This window comes from Cupriavidus gilardii (genome assembly GCF_008801915.1).
Classification (GTDB): Bacteria; Pseudomonadota; Gammaproteobacteria; order Burkholderiales; family Burkholderiaceae; genus Cupriavidus; species Cupriavidus gilardii.
On sequence record NZ_VZOV01000001.1, the window covers coordinates 304,373 to 327,971 of the forward strand.

23 protein-coding genes are annotated in these 23,599 nt (G+C 68.5%); 15 read left to right on the plus strand and 8 right to left on the minus strand.

Translation table 11 applies throughout. The features are described from left to right. Nucleotides 1-106 precede the first annotated feature (106 nt). Nucleotides 107-550, minus strand: a complete 444-nt coding sequence (locus F7Q96_RS01295; protein WP_053824103.1) for a hypothetical protein — start codon at nt 548-550, stop codon at nt 107-109. A 256-nt stretch (nt 551-806) separates the two neighbouring features. On the opposite strand from F7Q96_RS01295, the gene F7Q96_RS01300 reads away from it, so the two are divergent. Both F7Q96_RS01300 and F7Q96_RS01305 read left to right on the plus strand, forming a co-directional pair. Then, a complete protein-coding gene (locus F7Q96_RS01300) occupies nt 807-1,253 on the plus strand; it encodes a VOC family protein (protein WP_053824102.1) in 447 nt (148 codons plus the stop codon). Between the two features lie 48 nt (nt 1,254-1,301). After that, entirely contained in the window at nt 1,302-1,709 is a 408-nt protein-coding gene (locus tag F7Q96_RS01305) for a VOC family protein (protein WP_053824101.1), read from the plus strand. 52 nt (nt 1,710-1,761) lie between these two features. Here the strand turns inward: F7Q96_RS01305 and F7Q96_RS01310 are convergent, their stop codons facing one another. Beyond that, the gene (locus F7Q96_RS01310; RefSeq protein WP_053824100.1) at nt 1,762-2,703 is read right to left on the minus strand and encodes a LysR family transcriptional regulator; all 942 of its coding nucleotides are present in this window, start codon (nt 2,701-2,703) and stop codon (nt 1,762-1,764) included. A gap of 163 nt (nt 2,704-2,866) precedes the next feature. On the opposite strand from F7Q96_RS01310, the gene F7Q96_RS01315 reads away from it, so the two are divergent. The 3 genes from F7Q96_RS01315 to F7Q96_RS01325 all read left to right on the plus strand — a co-directional run bounded on the left by F7Q96_RS01315 (nt 2,867) and on the right by F7Q96_RS01325 (nt 6,435). Beyond that, nucleotides 2,867-4,696 carry a gamma-glutamyltransferase family protein gene (locus tag F7Q96_RS01315; RefSeq protein WP_053824099.1) on the plus strand — a complete coding sequence of 610 codons (1,830 nt, stop codon included), beginning with the start codon at nt 2,867-2,869 and terminating at the stop codon, nt 4,694-4,696. 174 nt (nt 4,697-4,870) lie between these two features. After that, nucleotides 4,871-5,848, plus strand: coding sequence for a Bug family tripartite tricarboxylate transporter substrate binding protein (locus tag F7Q96_RS01320; RefSeq protein WP_053824661.1), 978 nt, complete (start codon nt 4,871-4,873; stop codon nt 5,846-5,848). 2 nt (nt 5,849-5,850) lie between these two features. Further along, nucleotides 5,851-6,435: a GAF domain-containing protein gene (locus tag F7Q96_RS01325; protein ID WP_390885708.1), complete on the plus strand. Its 585-nt coding sequence runs from the start codon at nt 5,851-5,853 to the stop codon at nt 6,433-6,435. Here the strand turns inward: F7Q96_RS01325 and F7Q96_RS01330 are convergent. Continuing rightward, complete coding sequence (locus tag F7Q96_RS01330; RefSeq protein WP_053824098.1) at nt 6,432-7,754, minus strand: DUF1254 domain-containing protein; 1,323 nt, start codon at nt 7,752-7,754, stop codon at nt 6,432-6,434. The genes F7Q96_RS01325 and F7Q96_RS01330 overlap by 4 nt on opposite strands. Before the next feature lie 17 nt (nt 7,755-7,771). Next, nucleotides 7,772-8,929 carry a porin gene (locus F7Q96_RS01335; protein ID WP_053824097.1) on the minus strand — a complete coding sequence of 386 codons (1,158 nt, stop codon included), beginning with the start codon at nt 8,927-8,929 and terminating at the stop codon, nt 7,772-7,774. Between the two features lie 246 nt (nt 8,930-9,175). Here F7Q96_RS01335 and F7Q96_RS01340 point away from each other — a divergent pair, with 246 nt between their 5' ends. The 6 genes from F7Q96_RS01340 (at nt 9,176) to F7Q96_RS01365 (ending at nt 14,680) form a co-directional block, all read left to right on the plus strand. Continuing rightward, a complete protein-coding gene (locus F7Q96_RS01340) occupies nt 9,176-9,892 on the plus strand; it encodes a TetR family transcriptional regulator (protein ID WP_053824096.1) in 717 nt (238 codons plus the stop codon). 87 nt (nt 9,893-9,979) lie between these two features. Next, the gene (locus F7Q96_RS01345; RefSeq protein WP_053824095.1) at nt 9,980-11,278 is read left to right on the plus strand and encodes an alkyl sulfatase dimerization domain-containing protein; all 1,299 of its coding nucleotides are present in this window, start codon (nt 9,980-9,982) and stop codon (nt 11,276-11,278) included. Between the two features lie 14 nt (nt 11,279-11,292). Further along, a complete protein-coding gene (locus F7Q96_RS01350) occupies nt 11,293-12,330 on the plus strand; it encodes a Bug family tripartite tricarboxylate transporter substrate binding protein (protein ID WP_144425959.1) in 1,038 nt (345 codons plus the stop codon). A 111-nt stretch (nt 12,331-12,441) separates the two neighbouring features. Continuing rightward, entirely contained in the window at nt 12,442-12,798 is a 357-nt protein-coding gene (locus F7Q96_RS01355) for a hypothetical protein (protein WP_053824094.1), read from the plus strand. 176 nt (nt 12,799-12,974) lie between these two features. After that, nucleotides 12,975-13,289: a helix-turn-helix domain-containing protein gene (locus F7Q96_RS01360; protein WP_170265961.1), complete on the plus strand. Its 315-nt coding sequence runs from the start codon at nt 12,975-12,977 to the stop codon at nt 13,287-13,289. Nucleotides 13,290-13,300: 11 nt separating this feature from the next. Continuing rightward, a complete protein-coding gene (locus F7Q96_RS01365) occupies nt 13,301-14,680 on the plus strand; it encodes a type II toxin-antitoxin system HipA family toxin (RefSeq protein WP_151021929.1) in 1,380 nt (459 codons plus the stop codon). Between the two features lie 35 nt (nt 14,681-14,715). Here F7Q96_RS01365 and F7Q96_RS01370 read toward each other — a convergent pair whose 3' ends face one another. Together F7Q96_RS01370 and F7Q96_RS01375 are read right to left on the minus strand one after the other, a co-directional pair. Further along, nucleotides 14,716-15,471 (minus strand): SDR family NAD(P)-dependent oxidoreductase, encoded by a 756-nt coding sequence (locus tag F7Q96_RS01370; protein WP_053824092.1) that lies wholly within the window; start codon nt 15,469-15,471, stop codon nt 14,716-14,718. A 197-nt stretch (nt 15,472-15,668) separates the two neighbouring features. Further along, the gene (locus F7Q96_RS01375) at nt 15,669-16,652 is read right to left on the minus strand and encodes an AraC family transcriptional regulator (protein ID WP_053824658.1); all 984 of its coding nucleotides are present in this window, start codon (nt 16,650-16,652) and stop codon (nt 15,669-15,671) included. A gap of 193 nt (nt 16,653-16,845) precedes the next feature. Between F7Q96_RS01375 and F7Q96_RS01380 the strand changes: the two genes are divergently transcribed. Then, on the plus strand, nt 16,846-17,727 hold the full coding sequence (locus F7Q96_RS01380) for an oxidoreductase (protein ID WP_249041635.1): 882 nt from the start codon (nt 16,846-16,848) through the stop codon (nt 17,725-17,727). A gap of 184 nt (nt 17,728-17,911) precedes the next feature. On the opposite strand, the gene F7Q96_RS27010 is transcribed toward F7Q96_RS01380, so the two are convergent. After that, a complete protein-coding gene (locus tag F7Q96_RS27010) occupies nt 17,912-18,313 on the minus strand; it encodes a hypothetical protein (protein WP_053824091.1) in 402 nt (133 codons plus the stop codon). Between the two features lie 137 nt (nt 18,314-18,450). Between F7Q96_RS27010 and F7Q96_RS01390 the strand changes: the two genes are divergently transcribed. From F7Q96_RS01390 to F7Q96_RS01400, 3 genes are read left to right on the plus strand one after another with little or no spacing between them, the layout of a single operon-like run. Next, on the plus strand, nt 18,451-19,269 hold the full coding sequence (locus tag F7Q96_RS01390) for a gluconate 2-dehydrogenase subunit 3 family protein (protein ID WP_082371773.1): 819 nt from the start codon (nt 18,451-18,453) through the stop codon (nt 19,267-19,269). Then, nucleotides 19,266-21,035: a GMC family oxidoreductase gene (locus F7Q96_RS01395; protein WP_053824090.1), complete on the plus strand. Its 1,770-nt coding sequence runs from the start codon at nt 19,266-19,268 to the stop codon at nt 21,033-21,035. The genes F7Q96_RS01390 and F7Q96_RS01395 overlap by 4 nt, the downstream gene beginning before the upstream one ends. Then, on the plus strand, nt 21,032-21,928 hold the full coding sequence (locus F7Q96_RS01400; protein ID WP_053824089.1) for a c-type cytochrome: 897 nt from the start codon (nt 21,032-21,034) through the stop codon (nt 21,926-21,928). The genes F7Q96_RS01395 and F7Q96_RS01400 overlap by 4 nt, the downstream gene beginning before the upstream one ends. A 42-nt stretch (nt 21,929-21,970) precedes the next feature. Here the strand turns inward: F7Q96_RS01400 and F7Q96_RS01405 are convergent, their stop codons facing one another. Then, nucleotides 21,971-23,371, minus strand: a complete 1,401-nt coding sequence (locus F7Q96_RS01405; RefSeq protein WP_082371772.1) for a GGDEF domain-containing protein — start codon at nt 23,369-23,371, stop codon at nt 21,971-21,973. Nucleotides 23,372-23,599 lie beyond the last annotated feature (228 nt).

The window sequence follows — 23,599 nt, forward strand, 5'->3', positions numbered from 1 at the left end:
ATCGGTAGCCCCACTGCGGGAGGGGCGGCACCGCGCGATCGGACGATCGCCGCGGTGCCGTGATGCCGCCCTCGAACGAGGGCCTGGCGGCAGGGGCGGGCAGCGCTCAGGCAGCCTTGGCGACGACGGCGCCGGCGGCCGGCTTGGCCTTTGCGGCTGCCTTCGGTGCAGCCTTCTTCGGCGCCTTGACGACCTTGGCGGCCGGCTTCGCTGCCTTCGGTGCAGCCTTCTTCGGCGCGGCGGCCTTGGCACCGGCCGGCTTCTTCGCCGACTTGGCGGCCTTCGCTGCCTTGGCCTTTTCCTTCTGCGCGGCCAGCTTGTCCTTGGCGGCCTGCTTCTCGGCCTGCAGTGCCAGCTTGGCGGCGGCGACCGCCTGGGCCACTTCGCGCTTGGCGGCGTCGATCGCCTTCTTGGTGTCGGCGCGCAGCTTCAGCAGGCGCTTCTTGGCGGCTTCCGCTTCGCGTGCCAGCACGCTGGCCTTCTTGGTCGGCGCCGCCGGCTTGGCGGACTTCACTGCGCGCGGTGCGCTTTTCTTGTTGGCAACGGCCATTGTTCGATATACCCGAAATGTGGTTTATGGAGCGCGGAGTATAACCGGTCCCCCGTGTTGGAAGAAACGTTCTCGTCGCATCGTGGGCGGTCTTTGCACGGGAAAACCATCGTCTATGCTGCCTACTGGATTTGCCGCGCGCGACAGGCAGTCCTCCGGCGAGTCTTGCAGTGGATTTATTCCCGGCCGCGAATCGAATTCCGATTCGATTCCGGACCGACAACGCGGCCACCACGCCGCGCAAGGAGCGACAGACATGACCGATTTGAATTCCGGCGCTTCCACCAGCCAGGGCAGTACGGCGATCCCCTGTCTGCGCTATCGCGATGCGCCGTCGGCAATCGCATGGTTATGCGACACCTTTGGTTTTACCCGGCATCTGGTCGTGGAAAACGATGACGGCACCATCGCCCACGCGCAATTGCATTACGGCAAGGGCATGGTGATGCTGGGCTCGGTACTGGATTCCCCATATGGCAAGCTGATGCGCCAGCCCGATGAAGTCGGCGGCGGGCAGACCCAGAGCATTTATCTGGTCGTGCCGGATCCCGATGCGGTATTCGCGCGTGCCAAGGCCGCCGGTGCGCAGATCGTGCTCGATCTGAAGGATCAGGATTATGGCGGCCGCGATTTCAGCTGCTTCGATCTGGAAGGCCATCTGTGGACCATCGGCAGCTATGATCCGTGGGTCAGCACGTCGTAACGGCCAATCCGATTCCGAAAACCGTTTCGAAAAACAGGAGACACCTCGATGGCAAGCCAGATCTTCGTCAACCTGCCCGTCAAGGACCTCGACCGCTCGGTCGATTTTTTTACGCGGCTCGGCTATCGCTTCGATCCGAAATTCACGGACCGCAATGCCACCTGCATGATCGTATCGGACCAGATCTACGTGATGCTGCTGGTCGAGGCGTTCTTCAAGACCTTCACCGGCAAGGCGATCTGCGATACCGGCAGCAGCAACGAAGTGATACTCGCGTTGTCGATGGACAGCCGTGCCGCGGTCGACGACATGGTGTCGAAGGCGGTCGCGGCCGGCGCGCGCACGCCGAACGAGCCGAAGGACTATGGCTTCATGTATCAGCACGGCTACGAAGACCTCGACGGCCATCTGTGGGAGGTGTTCTACATGCAGCCGGACGCCGCGCAGCAGTCCTGACGGACTGGGTGCGCCGCCTGTCGGGGGCGCTGGCCACTCCGTCGTCACCGCCTCAGCCGCTGGCGCGCTGCAGCGCTGTCACCAGCGCCATCAGCGGCCCGCTGTGCTGCGCGCGGCGCAGCCACATCGCCTCGACCGGCGGCAGGTCCCAACGCAATGCATGGGGCAGCAGTGCGGCGCCGCCGCCATGGGCCAGCTCCACCGCGACCGCGCGCGGCACGATCGTGATCGTGCGGGGCTGCGTCCGCAATAGCGTGGCGATCGTCTTGATCGAATAGGTCTCGACCAGCGGCAGCGGCGGCGCCACGCCCGCGGTCGCGAACATCGTGTTGATCGTGCGGCGTGTCGGCGTCTGCGGCGGCGGCATGATCCAGTCGAGCGTCGCCAGCCTGGCCCAGTCGAGCGGGCCGCGCGACAGCCGCGCCGCCGCGCGCGACGGCACCACCAGCGTCGGCTCCTCGCGGTACAGCGGCATCTGCACGATGTCCTCGCCGGCGGCATAGAAGGAGCGCGCGATCACGCAATCGACCTCATGCGCGCGCAACGCGCCGACCAGCTCATCGGTGGTGCCCTCGCGCACCAGCACCGCAATGCGCGGCTGCTGGCTCAGCGCATGCGAGCATGCCGCGTCCAGGATCGCCGGCGCGATAAATGGGATCACGCCGATGCGCAGCCGCCCGCCGAGCCCTGCATCGAGCACCGCCAGCTCATCGCCGAGCGCCCGCGCGTCGGCCAATGCGAGCCTCGCATACGCCAGCACCGAGGCACCGGTCTCGGTGGCCTCCAGTCCCGCGCGCGATCGGTGAAACAGCGGCGTCAGGAAGATCTCCTCGATCTCGCGCAGCGCCTTGGTGACCGCCGGCTGGCTCAGGTTCAGTTCGGCCGCCGCGCGCGACAGCGAGCGATGCCGCTCCAATACCAGCAGCAGCGACAGTTGCTTCAGGCGCAGGCGGGAGATCAGGTTGTGCTGCAGGCGGTCGGCGAAGGCGGGCATGGCGACGGAAGTCATCAAGGGCGAAAGGGCGGATCCGGAGGGGGTATCAGCGGGTCGTATAACCATTCAGGAATGGAAGAATAATGCAATCGTCCGTTCTGGTTATTCGATCTTTCTATACTTGCCCCATTCCTGCCCAGTCAGGCTGCACTCGGAAACCAGCATGTTCACCACCCGCCCCGAAATCGTCGGTACCTTCGGCGTCGTCTCGTCGACGCACTGGCTCGCCTCGCAGACCGCGATGGGCGTGCTCGAGCGCGGTGGCAACGCGTTCGATGCGGCGGTGGCGGGCGGCTTCGTGCTGCAGGTGGTCGAGCCTCACCTGAATGGTCCCGGCGGCGAGGTGCCGATCCTGCTGTGGAGCGAACGCGAGCGTGCGGTTCGCTCGATCTGCGGCCAGGGGCCGGCACCGGCGCTGGCCGATCCGGCCGCGCTGCGCGCGATGGGGCTGGACCTGATGCCCGGCATCGGCCTGATGCCCGCCACCGTACCCGGCGCGTTCGGCGCCTGGCTGACGATGCTGCGCGACTACGGCACGTGGTCGCTGGCCGACGTACTGGCGCCGGCGATCGCCTATGCGCGCGACGGCTTTCCACTGGTGCCGCGTATTTCGCAGGCGATCCTGGCGGTGCGCGAACTGTTCCAGCGCGAATGGCGCGATTCGGCCGACGTCTGGCTCGTCGACGGCCGCGTGCCGTCGCCGGGCAGCCTGCATGCGACGCCAGCGCTGGCGCGCACCTACCGGCGCATCGTCGAAGAATCGCAGGCGGCCGGCGGCACGCGCGAGAAGCAGATCGACGCCGCGCTCGATTGCTGGTACCGCGGCTTCGTCGCGCGCGAGATCGATACCTATTGCCGCACGCAGCAGGTGCGCGACACCACCGGCGAGCGCCATCGCGGCCTGCTGCGCTACGAGGACATGGCAAGTTGGCAGCCCGAGGTCGAAGCGCCGCTGACGCTGGATTTCGGCCGCCATACGGTCGCCAAGTGCGGCGTCTGGAGCCAGGGCCCGGCCTTCCTGCAGCAGCTCGGCATGCTGCGCCATGCCGGGCTGGAGGCGCACGAGCCGACGTCGCCGGGCTTCGTCCACCGGATCGCCGAGGCGGCCAAACTGGCGATGGCCGACCGCCTCGCCTGGTATGGCGACCCGCGCTTTGCCGACGTGCCGGCACGCGGACTGCTCGATGCGGACTATCTGCGGGGACGCGCGCAACTGATCGGTGCGCAGGCATCGCGCGAGATGCGGGCCGGCAGCATCGACGGCCGCGCGCCGCGGCTGCCCGATCTCGCCGCGGCCGAGCGCACGCTGGCCAGCGCCGATACGCGCTTCGGCGTCGGCGAGCCGACCTTTGCCGCGCTGCCGCCGGTACAGCAATGGGCCGAGCAGGAGATCTTCGTCGGCGACACCTGCCATCTCGACGTGATCGACCGCGACGGCAACATGGTCGCCGCCACGCCGTCCGGCGGCTGGCTGTCGTCGAGCCCGGCCATTCCGGCGCTGGGCTTCGCGCTCAATACGCGGCTGCAGATGACCTGGCTCGAGCCGGGCCTGCCCAATTCGCTGGCGCCGGGCAAGCGGCCCTGTACGACGCTGTCGCCGTCGCTGGCCTTGCGCGACGGCGAGCCTTACATGGTGTTCGGCACGCCCGGCGGCGATCAGCAGGATCAATGGTCGCTGGCCTTCTTCCTGCGCCACGCGGTGCACGGCATGAACCTGCAGGAAGCGATCGACGCGCCGGCCTGGCACATCGACCACTTCCCGGGCTCGTTCTGGCCGCGCCAGACCGTGCTGAACCGGCTCAGCATCGAATCGCGCTTCCCGCAGGCCACGCTGGACGCGCTGCGCGATGCGGGCCACGACTTGCGGATCGGCGAGCCGTGGTCGGAAGGACGGATGTCGGCCTGTTCGCGCGAGCGCGACGGCAAGGGCCGGCTGGTGCTGCGCGCCGGCGCGAATCCGCGCGGCATGCAGGGCTATGCGGTGGGACGTTGACAGCGTGGGATGCCGCGGCACGGCTCGTTCAGGCGCCGATATGTCATGGCGCGATGGAACGGCACGGCGCAGACCGATGGAACCACAGACCGATAGAACGACAGACCGGGCGCGCGGTGCGTCCGGCATGGCAAACGGGGAGAAACGAGGATGAAAGCGAGGATGAAAGCGACCATGAAGACGACGATTCGAAGCTGGCTGCGCGGTGTGGCGGCGCTGGCGCTGTGCTGCGCCGCAGGCGCCGCAGCCGCGCAGGACTATCCGACCAAGCCCATCACGCTGGTGGTGCCGTGGGCGCCCGGCGGTTCGACCGACATCCTGGCGCGGGTGCTGTCCGAGCGCCTGACGCGCTCGCTGGGCCAGCCGGTGATCGTCGACAACAAGCCGGGCGCCTCCGGCAATATCGGCTCGGCGATGGTCGCGCGCGCCAAGCCCGACGGCTATACGTTGCTGATCGGCTCGATGAGCACGCATGCGATGAACCCGGCGATGATGCCGAACATGCCGTTCCGCGGCGTCGAGGATTTCACGCCGCTGGGCCTGCTGGCCTATGTCACCAACACGATGGTGGTCCATCCGTCGGTGCCGGCCAATAACGTCAAGGAACTGATCGCCTACGCGCGCGCCAATCCCGGCAAGCTGGCCTACGCCAGCGCCGGCCCGGGTTCGACCAATCATCTGAGCGCGGTGCTGTTCGAGAAGATGGCCGGCGTCGAGATGCTGCACGTGCCGTACAAGGGCGGGGCGCCGGCCGTGGTCGACACGGTGGCCGGCCAGACCCAGCTGCTGTTCTCGGCCGGCACGCAGACGCTGCCGCACGTCAAGGCCAACAAGCTGAAGCTGCTGGCGGTGACCGAGGCGAAGCGCTCGCCGTTGCTGCCCAATGTGCCGACGGTCGCCGAGACCGTGCCGGGCTACGAACTGGCGGTCTGGTATGGCGCCTTCGGTCCCGCCGGCATGCCGCCGGCACTGGTGACGCGCCTGAATGCCGAGATCAACAAGGTGATGCAGCTGCCCGAGGTCAAGGCCAAGATGGACGCGATCGGCGTGGAGACGACCACGTCGACGCCGCAGCAGTTCGCCCAGGTGCTGCGCCGCGATGCCGATCGCTACGGCAAGCTGATCCGCGACCTGAAGATCAGCGCGGAATGAGCGTGGGCGAAGCATCGAATCCGCGCGGCGCCGCGGCAGCGGCATTGGCCGCGCTGCGGCCGCGCTTGTCCGCGCAGCAGACGTCCGCGCTGGAGGCGGCAGTTGCCGGATCCGAACACACCGCCGTGCTGTTCGACGCGGTCGGCGCCGCCACGCTGGCGCTGCTCGGTCCCGGGCTGCTGACGATCAATCTGTGGCGCCCGGACAGCCGCCAGGTGGTGCGGCAATGGTCCAGCGATCCCGCCGCCTATCCGGTCGGCGGCAGCAAGCGCAAGGGCGATACGCCGTGGGCGCGCCAGCTGCTGGAGCGCTGCGAGGTCTTCGTCGGCGAGGGCGACGCGGCGCTGGCCGAGGTGTTCGACGATATTTCGACGATCCGCGCGCTCGGGCTGAGGGCAGTGGTCAATGTGCCGATCGGCGAGCGGGGTCGCTGCATCGGCACGTTCAACTACCTCAGCCCGAGGTCGGCGTGGCAGGCCGACGAGGTCGAGACGCTGCGCCAGTTGGCCAGCCTGGCCGCGCCGGCCGTGGCGCATTGCCATGCCGGGCACGCCGGCCAGGCCGAACCGCTGCGCGGCACGCGCTAGCTGCCGATCGGCTCCGGCGCCGGCTGCACGAAGCGCCGCGACAGCAGCGCCTCGCGCGGATGGTAGTAGCGCAAGGTCAGCGAGAAGCGGCCCGCCGGCGCGGGAAGCCAGTTGGTTTCGCGTGCCGGCTCCGGGCGCGCATGCTGCAGCCACAGGTCGATGCTGCCGTCGGCGTTGACCTGCAGCCCCGGCGTACGGTCGCCGATCGTATAGCGGCCGATCGGGTTCTCGGTGAAGAAACGCCGGCCATCGGGCGCGAACTCGTACATCGACAGCGACCAGAACGCGTCGACCGGCATCGCCGGCGGGATATGCAGCCGGTAGGCACGGGCTCCGTCCAGCCGTTCGCCGGCGGCATCGTTGACGCAGGTCGCGTAGATCGCCTCGGCGCGTTCCAGCGCACCGAGACCGATCAGCGACACATGAGCGCGGTAGGTGTAGTCCTTGCCGAAATTGCCCAGATGGTCCGGGCCCGATTGCCACGGACCCGACTCGCTGCCATTGCCGAAGCCCGGCGTGCGCGCCAGCTCCTTGCGCAGCGCCGGCAGCATCGTGCGCCACGCTTGCTGGACCGGCGCCGGCAACTGCGCGAAGACGTCGCGATGGCCCGGGCGGACGCCGACTTCGGCAAAGCCCGCCACCAGGTCTCGCTCGTCGGCAGGGACCGGATTGCGGCCCAGCACCTCATTGACCAGATCGAGATAGCGCGCCGGATCGGCCTCGTCGGGCACGGTCTTCAGCAGGCCGCCATCGCCGCCATCGGCGCCATTTCCGCCATTCCGCCGCGCCACCGGCTCGAGGCCGATCGCGTCCTGCAGCGCATGCACCGCCGGCAGGTCGTGCTCGCCATCGACCAGCAACCGGCCCAGCAGCCAGACGTCGTTGCTGGGGCAGCGTACCAGCCGCGCACCGGCCGGCGCGTCGCCGGCCCAGTCCGGCCCAGCCAGCAGAAATTCGGCCGCCCGTGTGCCCGTGGTGCGGTTGCCGATGCAGGCGAAGTTGTTGGTGAAGATGTCCAGCAGCGCGACGCTGTAGTAGCGCTCGCCCATGTCGGGCAGCCGCAGCAGCATCGGTCCGTCGTGCAGCGCCAGGTACGACAGCGAATAGAGCGTGTCGTTGTTGGGCTGCGTCACGGTGCGGGCGCGATGGTCGAGCAGCCGGCGATAGTGCAGCAATCCATTGACGGGCACGCGGTTGCGGTTCTGCGGGTTCTGCGTGATCTGCCAGCGGACCTGAGCGAGGTCGTGCACCGGGAAGGTATAGATGAAGGCCTCGCGCAGGCGCGCGGCGAGGGCGGGATCGGTCGTGGAGTTTTCCATGGCTTGCGTCGTGGCGTCTAGAAGATGGTGCGGATGCCCAGCGAGATGCCGAGCTGCCCCTTGGCGTCGGGGCGCTTGTAGTAGACCTGCGAGGTCGCCGGCGCGTAGCCGACCGATTGCCCGTTGGGCAGGTAGCCGATGTTGTCCCAGTTCAGCGAGGCATTGCGCGCGTACATCATGCCGGCAAACAGGTCGGTCCGTTTTGTCAGTCGATAGTCCGCCAGCGCCAGATATTGCTGCGGATTGGCCGGGTTGACGCTGGCGCCGCCGATATCGGCGCGCTTGACGTCGTCGTAGTACCAGGCCAGGCTCAGCCGCAGCGCGGGCGTGGTCTGCCAGTGCACGCCGGCCCAATACATGTCGTCGCGGTGCGGCAGCAGCGTCGGCGTGCCGTCGCCGGGCGCCACCGAATTGCCCCAGCGGTAGCCGGCGACGAACTTGAACGCGCCGACCTCGTAGCTGCCGGCCAGGAAGGCCCGCATGTCGCGGCCGTAGTCGCCGGAGGACGAGGCGCCCGCAGCCTGCGCGGCGTTCAGCGTCTTGACTTCGTCGTAGGCGGCCGCCACGCCGAAACCGTTGGTGTAGTACGACACGCCGATGCCGTAGGCCGAGCCGGCCGCGAGGCTGCCGGCGCGCTCGCCGAACGACCAGTGTGTGTGCAGCGACAGCGGTCCGAACTTGCCGTGGTACTGCACCATGTTGTTCTCGCGGAAGTTCGGCCCGGCCATGCCGACCACCGGCTCGAACTCGGGCGCGTAGGCGACCGGCGTGAAGCTGCCCAGCGCCAGGAACGACGAGGTGTACTGGCGGCCGAAGGTGATGCGGCCGAGCTTGTCGTTCTTCAGGCCGACGAATGCCTGCCGGCCGAAGATCGCGTTCTGCCCCATCCGTCCATCGTCGGTGTTGAACTGGTTCTCCAGCACGAACAGCGCCTGCGTGCCGCCACCGAGCTCCTCGGTGCCGCGCAGGCCGAAGCGAGACTGCGCGATGCCCGACGAGTTGAGCATCGTGCGGGAGCCGCTGCCCGGGGCCAGCACGCCGCCGCTGACGTTCTGCGAGTTGTTGACGTACTGCACGCTGGCGGTGACCACGCCATACAAGGTCACCGACGATTGCGCATGCGCGCCCTGCGCCATCATGCCGGCGGCCGCCGCCGTGATCCACCATCCCTTCATGCCGTGTCTCCTCCGCGTCTTGCGGTGTTTCGTTGCCCGCTCGCGTTTAATACGTCGTATTACGCGGGTCCGGAACACCATAGCGCCGCATCGCGATTCGAAAATCTGGGGATTACCCCGATGCGCGCGGTATGGCTTGCCTCGCGCCCGGTTTCTCGGGTTAATCCCTAGTATTAGAACGGCGCGACGCGACTATGCTGACAGCGAACCTCGCGATGGTCGCGGGGAACACGCGGGTTGCACGCAATGAAGCTGAAACAGATTCGCTCGGTGATCGGCGAGGACACCGAGACCGCGGGCCGGCGCAAGGCGCCGGTGCCGGCCGCCGAGGACGAGGCCCAGGTGCCTGGCACCGCGGCCAGGATGCTGGAGATTGCCGAGCGGCTCTTTGCCGAGCATGGCGTCGAGCAGGTGCCGCTGCGGCAGATCGTGATCGAGAGCGGGCAGCGCAATCGCTCGGCGCTGCACTACCACTTCGGCTCGCGCGAGGCGCTGGTCAGCCATCTGCTGAACCGGCGGCTGCATCAGATCAACGTGATTCGCCATCGCTATCTGGACCGGCTCGTCGCCGAGGGCCGCGACACCGATCTGCACGCCGTGGTCGAGTCCACCATCCTGCCGCTGGCCGATGCGGTGCGCGATACCGACTGGGGCCGGCACTACCTTCAGGTGCTGGCGCAGACCACGTTCAGCCCGAACCTGCTGAAGAAGGGACTGGTCGAACGCGACGCGGTGTCGGCGCTGATCCGCGTGCGCAAGCTGGTATTCGCGCTGTGTCCGCAGGTGCCGCGCGAGGTCATGAATCTGCGGCTGACCTGGTTCAACGACACCGTGGTCTATTCGCTGGCGCACTGGTATCGCGACCAGGGCCGACGCGGCGGCGAGCCGCCGTTGGCCGAGCTGATCGACTTCTGCGCCGCGAGCCTGAGCGCGCCGGTCAGTTCCAGCGTCGGCCGGCGCTAGCCTTCTTTCCCTGGCGTTGCCCACGATGACGCTCCCTGACGGAGCGGGGCGGCGCTCGTCCTTCGTTCTGTCACAGGAGTCGTTCGCATGCAGGATTTCGAAGCGCGCCCCGCCGCGCTGGCCACCGGCGACGGGGTCGAGGCCGTCGCTCCGGGCGTGTGGAAGCTGCACGGCCAGGGCCAGTCCTTCGTCGCGCGGATCGCCACGCAGACCACCACGCAGGCCGGTGCCGCCGATGGCGATGCGCTGCTGCTGGTCGATGCCGGTCCCGGCGGCGCCATCACGCGCGGCATGATCGACGCGCTGCGCAGCGTGACCTCGCTGCCGCTGGCGGCCATCGTCTTCAGCCACGGCCATCTCGGCTACAACAGCGGCTTGCCGCTGTGGCTCGCGCATTGCGCCGAACGCGGCGACCCCGCGCCACGTGTGATCGCCCATGCCAACGTGCTGCCAAGGCAGGCGCGCTACCGCGCCACCATGCCGCTGCAGGAGGCGCTGGCCGAGGTGCAGTTCCGCCAGCCGCGCGGACGCCTGGCCGGCAAGCTGAGCCAGCACGCACCGAGCGAGACCTTCGCGCAGGGGCTGACCGTCGGCACCGGTCCGCGCCGCGCCGAGCTGCTGTGGGCGCCGTCGGAGACCGACGACGCGGTCGCGGTCTGGCTCCCCGAATCGCGAATCCTGTACGGCGGCCCGGCCGTCATCGATTCGATCCCGAACATCGGCACCCCGCTGCGCACGCTGCGGGACGCACCGCGCTGGGCGCGCACGCTGGAAAACCTGGCCGCGCTCGAACCGGAGCGCGTGGTGCGCGAGTTTGGCGCCGATCTTTGCGGCGCGCAGGCGGTCGAGGTGCTGCGCCATACCGCCAGCGCGCTGCACTGGCTGCACGACGAGGTGATCCGGCTGATCAATCAGGGCATGGACGAGCGCGAGATGCTGGCGGCGCTGCGCTATCCGGAGGAACTGTTCGGCAAGCCATGGATGCGGCCGAGCTATGGCGATCCCAGCTATATCGCGCGCGACATCTACCGCGCCGAAAACGGCTGGTGGGACCGCAACGCGACGTCGCTGCATCCGGCCCCGCCCGAGCAGGCGGCCGCGCAGATCGCCGAAGCGGTCAGCGATCACGACGCGCTGATCCGCCATGCCCAGGCGCTCGCCGACAAGGGCGAGATTCAGCTCGCGCTCCATGTGATCGACGTGCTCGCCGGCGCGCCGGGCGACACGCCCACGCTGCGGCTTGCGCGCGAACTGAAGGCCGGCTGGCTGCGGCAGCGCGCGGGGCAGGTCACCAGCTATGTATCGCGCAGCCTGTACGCGGCCTGCGCCGACAGCATCGAACGCGGTGAGCGCCACCCGTTCAGCCAACCGCTCAGCCAACGATAGGGAGGGACAGAACGATGTTGATCGACAGCAAGGGAGCGCACGGCAAGGACGTGGACAGCGGCGCGCCGCAAGGTAGCCGGCGGCAAACGCTGCTGGCGCTGATGGCCCTGGTCGCCGCGCCGCTGGCGGCGGGGCCTGCATGGGCCGCCGACACGTGGCCGTCGCGGCCGATCCGGCTGGTGGTGGCGTCCTCGGCGGGCAGCGGCACCGACCTGTTCGCCCGCGTCATCGCCGAACGGCTCGGCAAGCGGCTGGGACAGACGGTGGTGGTGGACAACAAGCCCGGCGCCACCGGCATCATCGGCGTCGATGCCGTCGCCAAGGCCGCGCCCGATGGCTATACGCTGCTGTTCACCTATGCGGCGTCGATCGTCATCAACCATACGCTGCAGCCCAAGCTGCCCTACGACGCGCTGCGCGACCTGGCGCCGGTGGCGCAGGTGGGCGAGGGCGGCAACTTCCTGGTGGTCACGCCGGATTTCCCCGCCCGCAACCTGCGCGAGTTCGTCGCCGCGGTCAAGGCCAGACCCGATGCCTACGACTACGGCTCGTGGGGCATCGGCTCGGGCGGACACCTGACGATGGAGGCGCTGAAGATGCAGGCCGGCCTGCGCATGCGCCACGTCCCGTACAAGGCGGTGGGGCAGGTACTGAACGATCTGCAGGGCGGCATGATCAAGGTGGCCTTCGTCGATACCTCGTCGTCGCTGCCGCTGATCCGCTCCGGCAAGATTCGCGCGCTGGCGATCAGCGGCAGCCGCCGCGGCTCGGTTTCGCCCGAGGTCCCCACCATGCGGGAGCAGGGCTATCCGTTCGATACCAACAGCTGGTACGGCCTGTTCGCGCCCGCCGGCACGCCGGCGCCGATCGTCAAGCGGCTCAACGCCGAAATCAACGGCATGCTGGGCGACCCGCAGATCCGCGAGCGCTTCGCGCTGATGAACATGGCCAATCCGCCCGCCAAGAGCAGCGAGGCCTTCGCGGCGACGATCCGCGACGACATCAAGGTATGGGGCGAGATCATCCGGGCCAACGGGGTGACGGTCGACTGAAGGCCGCCCGGCGCCCGCGGGTATGTGTCTTGCGTCGGCAATGGGAAGGGCTGCGGCGCCGCGCTGTCGCGGCAAGCCGCAGGCTGCACCCTCCACCCATTGCAAACGGAGATGCGCATGAAGGACAAATCTTCAGGGATCCCGAATCCCGTGGCCCCGCAGTCCGTCGAGTCGCTGAAGCCGGAAAAGGGTTCGTTGTCGCAGGAACGCGGGCAGAACCCGGCCGCCGAAGCCGATACGCTGCCGTCGGAAAGCAACCCGGCGGGCGGCGGCGCGCAGGGGCAGCAGGGCCAGGGCCAGAGCCAGCAGCAGGGCGGGAAGCCAGGCGAAAAGACCGGAGAAAGGTCCGGAGAACAGTCCGGCAAGAAACCGGGTCCCACGCCAAACGAGGTGATGAACGAGCAGGTATCGCCACCGGACGAGCAGGGCGACCGGATGCAGTCGGACCGGCCGCATATCGGCGGTTGAACTCGCTCTGCTCGCACGACGGTACACCCACTGTTCGGCGGCACTGGCGGCGGTCAACGTGAGTAGTAAAGTAGTCTAAATACACATTGGACTACTTTACTACTCATTTTTTTGACGCCAAGTGAGTAGCAAAGTATAATTTTTCCGAAAAATACTACTTTAGTATCATGCGATCATTGCCTGACATCGCCGCACTGCTCCGCAACCGCATGAAGGCGCTTTCGCTGACGCAGAGCGACCTGGGTGCGAAGACCGGCTTGGCGCGCAAAACCGTGAACTCGATGCTCAGTGGCCAGGGCGACTATAAAGTCACCACGCTACTGGCGGTTCTGGATCGCCTCGGCTATGAACTGGCCATCGTTCCTAAGGGGGCGGCGGCCGGCCTGGGGCAAGAGGGTTCCTTTACGCCAACCGCGCCAGTGGTCAAGACCCGTGTACAGGCGGCCCGGGAGCGTCTTGCGGCGCGCAAGACGGAGGCTGACAAGTCCTAGGCAGGCAATTCATGAACGTCAAAGCAGTTGGCATCTTCATCGGCAAGGTCCGGGCTGGAGTGCTGTTCCAGTACGCGCTGCGCGATTCTCAGGTCGTCAATCGCTTCGTGGCAGACGACGCCTTTGCCACCATGCGGGATGCGCCAGTCGTATCCCTGTCGATGCTGGCTCCCAACCGCGAAGCCCAGCGAGCGCTGTGGGCGGACGTCGGCTCGACGTTGTTCAACGGACGCTTCAGCCCTGCCAATGGCTGGCTGCTGCCGGCCTTCTTCCAGAACATGCTGCCCGAAGGCGTCTTCCGTGATCACGTTGCCGCGCAACGCGGCTGCGATCCGAAGGATCACTTCGAAATGCTGGCCGCCTGCGGCAAAGACCTGCCAGGCAACGTCAATGCGAGCCCGCTGGAGTTGACGCGCGACGAGCTTGCGCACTATGTCACGCAGGACGCCGACTCGCTGGAGATGTCGGTGACCGCCGAGCCCATGGACGACGGCGTGTCGCTGTCTGGCGTCCAGCCCAAGGTCGGCGTGATCCGGCAGGGTGGGCGATATGTGGGCCGCACCAAGATGCAGGACACCCACATCATTGCCAAGCTGCCGGTCGTGGGGCAGCCGCTATTGCCCGAGCTGGAGGAACTGTCGCTGCGTCTTGCCGGCGCAGCCGGGGTCAACGTTACCGAAGCCCACCTTGCCCCGCTGGAGGAGTTGGCCGTCGAGCATGGATATGATCTGGGCGATGCCGACGGCCGCACCAACTTCCTTGCCGTGATCCGCTATGACCGAACGCCGCAGGGGCGAATCCATTGCGAAGACTTCGCGCAGATTCTCGAAGTCATGCCCGAGCAGAAGTACCTCGGCGCAAGCTATCTCGATGTCGCCGGCGTGATGATGGAATTCCCGTCGCTAGGAGAGCCAGCCGTGCATGAACTGCTTCGCCGCATCGTCGTCAACGAGATGCTGGGCAACCCTGACATGCACCTGAAGAACATCGGGATCTACTATCCGGATGGCCGCACGCCCGAACTGCCGCCAGCCTATGACATCGTCGCCTACTCCGCGTACAACCGCCGTACCGGGCATGCGCTGCACATCCTGCCTCCCGCGCTGAACGAGAAACCCCGCATGTCGGTCACCGACGCGCGGCAAGGCAAGGCGGCCAAGCTAGGCATTGGCCCGAGCGTTCTCCGGCGCTTCTGCGCGGAGCTTGGCATCCCCGAGAAGCCCGCTGCGGCGGTGATTCGTCATACCGTTGCAGTCGCAGTGGCTCGCTGGCCGGCCATGATCCGCGATTCGCTGCTGACGGAGCCGCAGAAGGCAAGGCTACTGGAACATTTCCAGGACCACCCGCTGGTCCAATCCCTGATGCGGCGGCACGAGCGATCGGAGATTTGACTGCCCGAGCCTGCCGCCGCCGGCATGCCTTGGACTCAAACCGCGGTATGCCCCCCATCGGCCATCACCAGCGCGCCGGTCACGAAGCTCGCCTTGTCGGACGCCAGGAAGGCGATCACCTCGGCAATCTCCTCCGGTTGTGCGGCGCGGCCCAGCAGGTTGTTCTTGCCGTGTTCGGCGAGGAACTCGCGGCCGTTCGGCATCTGGTCATCGAGAATGCCGGTCACGATGTCGCCCGGCCCCACCGCGTTGACGCGGATGCCGTGCTGGCCGTTTTCGGCCGCCAGCACACGCGTCAGCTGCGCCACCGCGCCCTTGGAGGCGGCATAGGCGCCGATGGTCGGCAGCGCGACCACGCAGGCGTAGGAGCCGACGTTGACGATGGCGCCGCGCCTGGCGGGCACCATCGCGCGCAGCGCTTCGCGGGCGTGCAGGAACATGCCGCGCGCGTTGATCGCAAGGATCTGGTCCCATTCGTCGACGGTCATCTCGGCGACCGTGCGGTTGATGATCCGGGCCGCGTTGTTGACCAGGATGTCGAGCCGGCCGAAGCGCGCGATTGCCGTATCGACGGCGGCGCGGGCGGTGGCTTCCTGCGACACGTCGCCGGTGATGGCGACGATCTCGCCGTCGATCTCCAGTTCCGCAACGGTGTCCTTGATGTCCTCGGCCACCACGCGGGCGCCGCGGCGATGGAGCAGTTCCACGGTCGCGCGTCCGACCCCGCCGGCCGCGCCGGTCACGATGGCGACCCGGCCTTCGAGGTCGCGCTGGCTTTGCTGTGCATTCATTGATCTGAACTCCGTACAGTAAAAGAGGAAGGGCCGCGATGGCGACGTTTGACCGTCGATGCCATCGCTTGCCATCACTGTACGAAGTGCGGGCGCGCAAGCCCATGCCGGATCCTATGGCGGGCTTGCCCGATTCTCTGCAGGACTTCCGTGGTCGACTTCCCCGGCGCAGGACCGGCGCAGGACCCGCGCCGCGCTCAAGCGGCGCGTGCCCAATCCACCCGTGTGCGCAGCGCCATCGCTTCCTTCATCATGCGTGCCTCGTCGATCGGGCTGCGGCCGAAAAACCGCTTGAATTCCCGGCTGAACTGCGACGGACTTTCATAGCCGACCTGGCTGGCCGCGACCGACGCATTGATGCCCTGCTGGATCATCAGCATGCGGGCCTTGTGCAACCGCGTGGCCTTGATGTACTGCAGCGGCGAGGTGCCGGTGACCGACTTGAACGCCGCGTGGAAGGCCGCCACGCTCATCGCCGACGCGCTGGCCAGCGTGTCGACCGACAGCGGCTGATCGTAGCCGGCGTGGATCATGCGCAGCGCCTTGCCGATGCGGCCGAAGTTGCTCTGGTAGGCGAGCGACGCGCGCAGGGCCTGGCCCTGCGGGCCGCACAGCACGCGGAAATAGATCTCGCGCAGGATGGCCGGGCCCAGCACCGCCGCCTCCATGTCGGAGGTCAGCGCGTCGAGCAGGCGTACCACGGCGTCGCCCAGCCTGTCGTCGAGCGGGGTCGACTGGATGCCCGATACCTCGGCGGGCCTCGCGTCCGCGTCCCCGGAGGCCGATGCCGATGCCGGCGGCGGCACCGACAGCGCCAGCTCGGCCAGCACGCCGAGGTCCACGCGGATCGAGATCGCCAGCATCGGCTCGTCGGGCGAGGCCTCGGTCTGCGACTCGAACGGGATCGGCAGCGACAGCACCAGGAAATGCTGGGCGTCGTAGACGAACTCGCGTCCCGCGAAGAAACCGCGCTTGCGCCCGCTGCACAGCACGATGATGCAGGGGTCGTACAGCACCGGTGTGCGCGGCAGCGGGCCGTTGGCGCGCAGGAACTTGACCGCGTCGAGCGCGGACATCGTGTATCCCTCGGCCGGCGCGAGGCGGCCGATCAGTGCCGCCATCCGTTCTTCGCGCTGGCGGCGGGACTGCTCGGGCCCGGATGGTTGTGGCGGCGTTGGCATCGAAGCGGCGGTGACGGTCATGGTCGGCGGGGACGATGGCATGGAGGCGTACAGGGGACACCGGGATGCGCGCCAGTGTAGCGCGCGCTCGCCCGGCGGCGGCCGTGCGGGGCCGCAGGGCCGGGCCGCTTTGGAGAATCAGGCAAGCGCTCCCGAGTTTTGATCTAACGGGCGCCGGGGCCCGCTGCCTACCATGGCAGCCATTCACCCCAACCTGAAGGAGTTCCGCATGAGCAAGACCTGGCTGATCACCGGCGCGGCGCGTGGCATCGGCGCCTGCATCGCCAAGGCGGCGCTGGCCGCCGGCGACCATGTCGTCGCGACGGGACGCGATCCGCGGCGCATCGAGCAGGCGCTGCCGGAGCATGGCGAGCGCCTGCTGGCATTGCGGCTCGATGTCACCGAACCCGCGCAGGCGCGCGATGCGGTCGACCGCGCCGTGGCGACATTCGGGCGCATCGACGTGCTCGTCAATAACGCCGGTTATGGCCAGCTCGGCATGTTCGAGGAGAACAGTGCCGACGAGGTCGTGCGGCAGTTCGATACCAATGTCCATGGCACGCTGCACGTCACGCGCGCGGTGCTGCCGGTAATGCGGCGCCAGCGCGCCGGCCGCATCTTCAATCTGTCGTCGATCGGCGGCATGGTCGGCTTCGAAGGCGCGTCGATCTATTGCGCAGCCAAGTTCGCGGTGGAGGGCTTCTCCGAGTCGCTGGCGCTGGAGGTGGCGCGTTTCGGCATCCAGGTCACCATCGTGCAACCGGGATTTTTCCGCACCGATTTCCTCGATGGCTCGTCGGTACGTTATGGCGCCGAGGCGATTCCCGACTATGCGTCGGCATCGGCGGCGCTGCGCGGCGGCTACGACGACTACAGCCACCGGCAGCCGGGCGACCCCGACAAGCTGGCGCGGGCCATCGTCGAACTGGCCGGCGTGCCGCAGGCGCCGTTGCGCTTTGCGGCCGGTACCGATGCATTGGGCTATATCGGCGGCAAACTGGACGCGGCGCGCGCCGAACTCGAGCAATGGAAGGCGCTGTCGGCTTCGACCGACCATGCGGCCCAGGCGGCGTAGCCCTGTTTGGTGACGTGGCTCTGCCGCGTCGTTGACGCGCCATCGCCAACGCACCGCCCGCGGCCGTGCGGCCCCGGGCGCCGGGCACGAACGAACGCCCCTCTCCCGCGAGCAGGAGAGGGGCCGAGGAGAGGGGGGAAGGGGTGCCGGCGGGACCGCCAGCGTTCGAGGCTTGCTGCGGAACTTACTGCGGTGCGCTCGCGCCGGTGCGCGTATCGGTGCTGCCGCCCGAGCCCGCGGCTGCGCCGGTGCCCGTGCCCGTGCCGGTCGAGCCGGCGGTGCCGGTGCCGGTGGTGCCGGTCGCGCCGGTGGTGCCCGATCCGGTGGTGCCGGTCGTCGTGTCGGCCGAGCCCGTGGTGCCCGTGGTGCCGCTCGTGCCGGTGCCGGTCGAACCGGTGGTGCCGCCGGTGCCCGTGCCGGTGCCCGCGCTGCCGGTGGTGTCGCTCGGGACCGGGCCCATCGGCGCGCTAGCCGCGCTGCTGTCGGTGGTGGCGGCATCGTCGCCGCCGCGGTTACAGCCGGCCACCAGGCCGCCCAGCATGGCGACGCTCAAGGTTGCAACGGAAATCCAGTTTCGCTTCGTCATGGTATGGCTCCTATAGTCGTCCCCCATCGGAGGAAGGCAACGGCCGTACCAGGGCCGCCGAAGCGCCACCTCGCGTGATCCCGGCGTGGCCTTGCCACGCTTCTTGCATCGGGTGCGGTTTTTCGAGGAGCGCACCGATGACCAAACCCTTCACGCCCATGCGGCGCACGCTTCTGAAAGCCCTCGGGGCCGGATTGCCGGCTGGAGCCGCCGCAACGGGACTGGTCGCCGACAGCGCGCTGGCGGCGCCGCCGGGCCCGGCCAGCGCCGCGGCGAACAAAGCCGGTGGTGTGTCCCATTTTTTCAATGCGCGCGAAAGAATTACCGTGGATGCCATCGTTGCGCGGCTGATCCCGAACGACGAATTGGGACCGGGCGCACGCGAGGCGGGCGTGACCGATTTCCTGGACCGGCAACTGGGCGGGGCCTGGGGCAGCGGGGATCATTTCTATCGGCATGGGCCCTTTCAGGCCGGCACACCCGAGCAGGGCTACCAGCTCGCGCTGACGCCGGCGCAGGCATTTCGCGCGGGTTTGGCCGCGATCGACGAGGTCAGCGCGAAGCAGCATGGCGGCAAATCGTTCGCGCAATTGCAGCCGCGCGAACAGGACGCGTTGCTGACGGCGCTGGAGAAGGGCGAGATCGACCTGGGCGCGCTGCCCGGCAAGGTCTTCTTCCAGATGCTGCTCGACGGCACCATGGAGGGATTCTTCGGCGATCCGATCCACGGCGGCAATCGGAACATGGCAGGGTGGAAGCTCGTCGGCTTTCCCGGCGTCTACGCCAGCTATTCGAACGATATCGAGCGCCATGGCGTGGCCTATATCCGGCCGCCGATGTCGATCGCGATGGCGCGCGCCTCGGGGCACGGCAACATGCACGGGGCTGGCCATGCAAGCCCGCACGGCGCCTCGCCTGCCAAGGCCGCACCGGCACCGAAGGGAGGGCGGCCATGAGCAAGACCCTCGAACGTGTCGATGCGGTGATCGTCGGCGGCGGCTGGACCGGCTCGATCATCGGCAAGGAACTGGCCGCGGCGGGGCAGCGCGTGGTGATGCTCGAACGCGGCGAGCCGCGCTGGCCCTCGCCCGACTTCCAGGCCCCGACGGTCCATGACGAGCTGCGCTATACGCGGCGGCACGCGCTGCATCAGAACACCGCGACGGAGACCTTCACCTTCCGCAACGACACCAGCCAGACCGCCTTGCCGATGCGGCGCTGGCAGTTCGCCTACCCCGGCACACATCTGGGCGGCTCGGGCAATCACTGGTCGGGCGCCTACTATCGCTTCGATCCGACCGACTTCAAGCTGCGCAGCCACTACGAGCGCCGCTACGGCAAGGGCATCTTCGCGGCCGACCTGACCGCGCAGGACTGGCCGCTGACCTACGACGAGCTCGAGCCCTACTACGACCGCTTCGACTATCTGATCGGGGCCTCGGGCTTCGCCGGCAATCTGAAGGGCAAGATCCAGCCCGGCGGCAATCCGTTCGAGCCGTGGCGCTCGCGGCCGTATCCGAATCCGCCGATGAAGGTCGCGCACGCCTCGGCGCTGTTCGGCGAGGCCGCCGCCAGGCTCGGCTATCACCCCTACATCCAGCCGTCGGCGCTGTCGACGCGGCCCTATACCAATACCGAAGGGCTGCCGATGAGCGCCTGCGTCTACTGCGGCTTCTGCTCGAACTTCGGCTGCGAGCATTTCGCCAAGGCTTCGCCGCAGGTCTGCATCCTGCCGGCGGCGATGAAGCTCGATACCTTCGCGCTGCGCACCGGTGCGCAGGTGCTGCGCGTCGAGCTCGACAAGGACCGCAAGCTCGCGCGCGGCGTCACCTATGTCGATGGCAGCGGGCAGCAGTTCTTCCAGCCGGCCGACATGGTGTTCCTGTGCGCGTTCAGCGTGCACAACGTGCGGCTGCTGTTGCTGTCGGGCATCGGCAAGCCTTACGACCCGGCCACCGGCCAGGGCGTGGTCGGGCGCAACTACACGCACCAGACCACGTCCGGCGTCAATCTGTTCTTCGACGAGAAGACCCACATCAACCCGTTCATGGGCGCGGGCGCGGCGGCGGTGACGATCGACGATTTCAGCGCCGACAACTTCGATCACGGACCCCTGGGCTTCGTCGGCGGCGGCTATATCCAGATCCAGGTGGTCAGCGGCGCGCCGATCGGCTACCACCCGACGCCCAGGGGCACGCCGGCCTGGGGCAGCGAATGGAAGAAGGCGGTGCGCCGCTACTACAACCATTCGGCGTCGATCACGATCACCGGCTCGGCGATGCCGACGCGCGGCGGCTACCTGTCGCTCGATCCGACCTATCGCGATGCCTGGGGCCAACCGCTGCTGCGCATCACCTACGATCTGCCGGACAACGACATCAAGCTGTCGGCCTTCCTGACCGAGAAGGGCGACCGGATCGGCAAGGCGATGCGCGGGGTGGTCGCCACCGAGCCTGGCCCGCGCAAGCGGCCGTTTACCGCGACCAGCTATCAGTCGACGCACCTGAACGGCGGCGCGGCGATGGGCAGCGATCCCTCCAACAGCGTGGTCAACCGCTTCGGCCAATGCTGGGACGTGCCCAATGTGTTCGTCACCGGGGCCTGCCTGTTTCCGCAGAACTCGAACTTCAATCCGACCGGCACGGTCGGCGCCACCGCGTACTGGATCGTCGACGCGGTCAAGCGCGACTATGTCAAGGCGCCAGGGAAGCTGATCGCATGAACACGCCGAACGAAGTGGAAGCCGGGCGCAATCGCGCGACCTGGTGGGTCGGTGCCCTGGTGCTCGGCATCGGCGCCTTTCCGCTGTATGCGCTGCTGTTCCAGGTCTGGCCCGACCTGTTCGCGCCGGAGCCTGGGCCGCGCCAGGCCGCCTCGGCCGGTGGAGCGGGGCAGGCCCCGGCACCCGCTGCGGCGTCGGCACCCGTGGCCGCAGCCAGCGAGGCGGTGGTGCGGCGCGCGACGGATTTCCTGCCGAAGGAACCGGCGTGGTCGCAGGCGTTGCGGGCGTCCGGACAGGAAGCCGACAAGCGCGGCGCGACGATCGCCGCCAGCGGCAATGGCGCGGGAGCGGTGGCCTGCGTGTCGTGCCACGCGGCGGGCGGAACGCCCGGAGCCGCGGGGGCCGCGGTGCCCGCCGGCGCCTTTCCGTCGCTGGTCGGCATGCCCGCCGAATATCTGGCCAAGCAGCTGTTCGATTATCGCGACGGCCGTCGGGTCGATCCGGTGATGGCGCCGATCGCCAAGGCGCTCAAGGACGACGAGGTTGCCGCGGTGGCCCGCTACTACGCGAGCCAGCCGGCGCCGTCGTCGACGCTGGCCGGCGATGGCAAATCCGGCCAGTCGGCCGCGCTGACGTTGCACGCGGCCGGCGACAACGGCCGGGCCCTGCCGGCCTGCGCCAACTGCCATGGCGTCGAGGGCGAGGGGCAGGGATTCCTGTTGCCGCGGCTGACCGGGCAGCCGGCCGACTATCTGGCCAGGCAGCTCGATGCCTTCCGCACCGGCAGCCGCCACAACGACGACGATGGCGCGATGCGCGGCATCGCACAGCGGCTGGGCGAGGCGGATGCGCGCGCGCTGGCGAGCTTCTACGCGCAGGGTGGGGCGCGCTAACGATGCGGCGGCGATGCGCCGGCGTCGAGCAGGGCGGCGCGCTCAGCCGCCGACCGACACGCCGCAGGCCACACGCCACGCCGCCGGTTCGGTGATCTCGTTGGCGGCCTTTGCCGCGGCGGACGCGGGCACGCCGCCGGCATGGACGGCCTGGGTTGCGGCATTCGCCGGTGCATTCGCCGAACCATTCGCCGAACCATTCGCCAAACCATTCGCTGCGGCATTCGCTGCGGCATTCGCACCAACCCCCGCGCCTGCACCCGCCCGAATCACCCGGTTGCGCCCTTCGCGCTTGGCGCGATAAAGCGCACGGTCGGCCGCGTCGAACAGCTGCTCCCAGCTGCGGCGCGCATCGCCGGCGTCCTCGGCCTGCGCGATGCCGATGCTGACGCTGGCATGTCCGCCGATTTCCTCCGGCAGCGCGATGCCGGCGATCCGGGCCCGAATCCGTTCGGCCAGCAGCACCGCTTCCTCTTCGCCGGTGTTCGGGCACAGCAGGCAGAACTCCTCGCCGCCGAAGCGTGCCGCGACGTCGCTGGAGCGGCAGGCGCGGCGCAGCGTCTCGGCGATGTGCTTGAGCACCTGGTCGCCCGCCTGGTGGCCCGCGCGGTCATTGACCTGCTTGAAGCGATCGACGTCGATCACCAGGCAGGATAGCGGCTTGCCGGTACGACCGGCCTCCGCCGCCAGCGTCATCGCGGCGTCGTCGAGCGCGCCCCGATGGAACAGCCCGGTCAGCGAATCGAGGCGAGCGCGCGCGCGCTGTTCGGCCAGCTGGCGCTCCGCGCTCAGCAGCGTGAAACCGACCACGCCGGACAGCACCGCGATCAGCATCAGCAGCAGCGGCGCCTGCGCCAGCATGCCGGGTTCTTCGGGCCCGACCGGGCTCCAGGCGCCGGCGCCGCCGGCGGCCAGCGCCAGCGCAAGGCACAGGCCCTGCGCGATCAGTTGCGCGCAGCAGGCCACCCACACCAGCACATGGCCGATCGTGTGCGAGCGGCGTTCGCGGTTGAGCAGGCGCAGCGCCTGCCAGACAACCAGCGCGGTGATCGCATGGCCGAGCGTGCGGATTGCGCGCTCGGCCATCACGGCATCCTGCACCGTGGCGATCAGCGCCAGCAGCGCCACCGAAGCGACGCCGCCGGCGACCATCGCGCGCAGATGATGCGGGGCCATCGCCATGCCGCTCGCGGACAGGCCGCGCACCAGCATCAATTGCGCGCCCAGGCACAGCGCCTGCGCCAGCACCGCCCACAGCGGGGCAGGGGCGATCGCGCCGAGTGCGAGCGCCATGCCGCCCAGCGAGGCGAAGGCATGGGCGTCGGTCCAGCGTGCACGGTGGCCGGCCTGCGCGGCGCCGTAGCGAAGGCCGATCGAGATGCCCAGCGTGCTGGCGAACAGCACCAGCAAGGTCAGATAGGCAGTGGGTAAATCCGGCGACATGCAATCGTCTCCCTGTGGGCGCGCGGCGGCACCGCGACACCGTTGGTGTAAGGCAATGCGCGCCCGGCCATGGCCGGTGCGGCGCGAATACTTGTCAGAGAGCTTGACCCGGATGACGCCGTCGACATTCCCGAAGCTGCGGTCCCTGGTATGGCTCTGTGTTGCCGGTACGCCGGCAGGCGCAGCCTGATCCCAGTTGCAGTGGCGACCGCGATTGCAACCGCAATC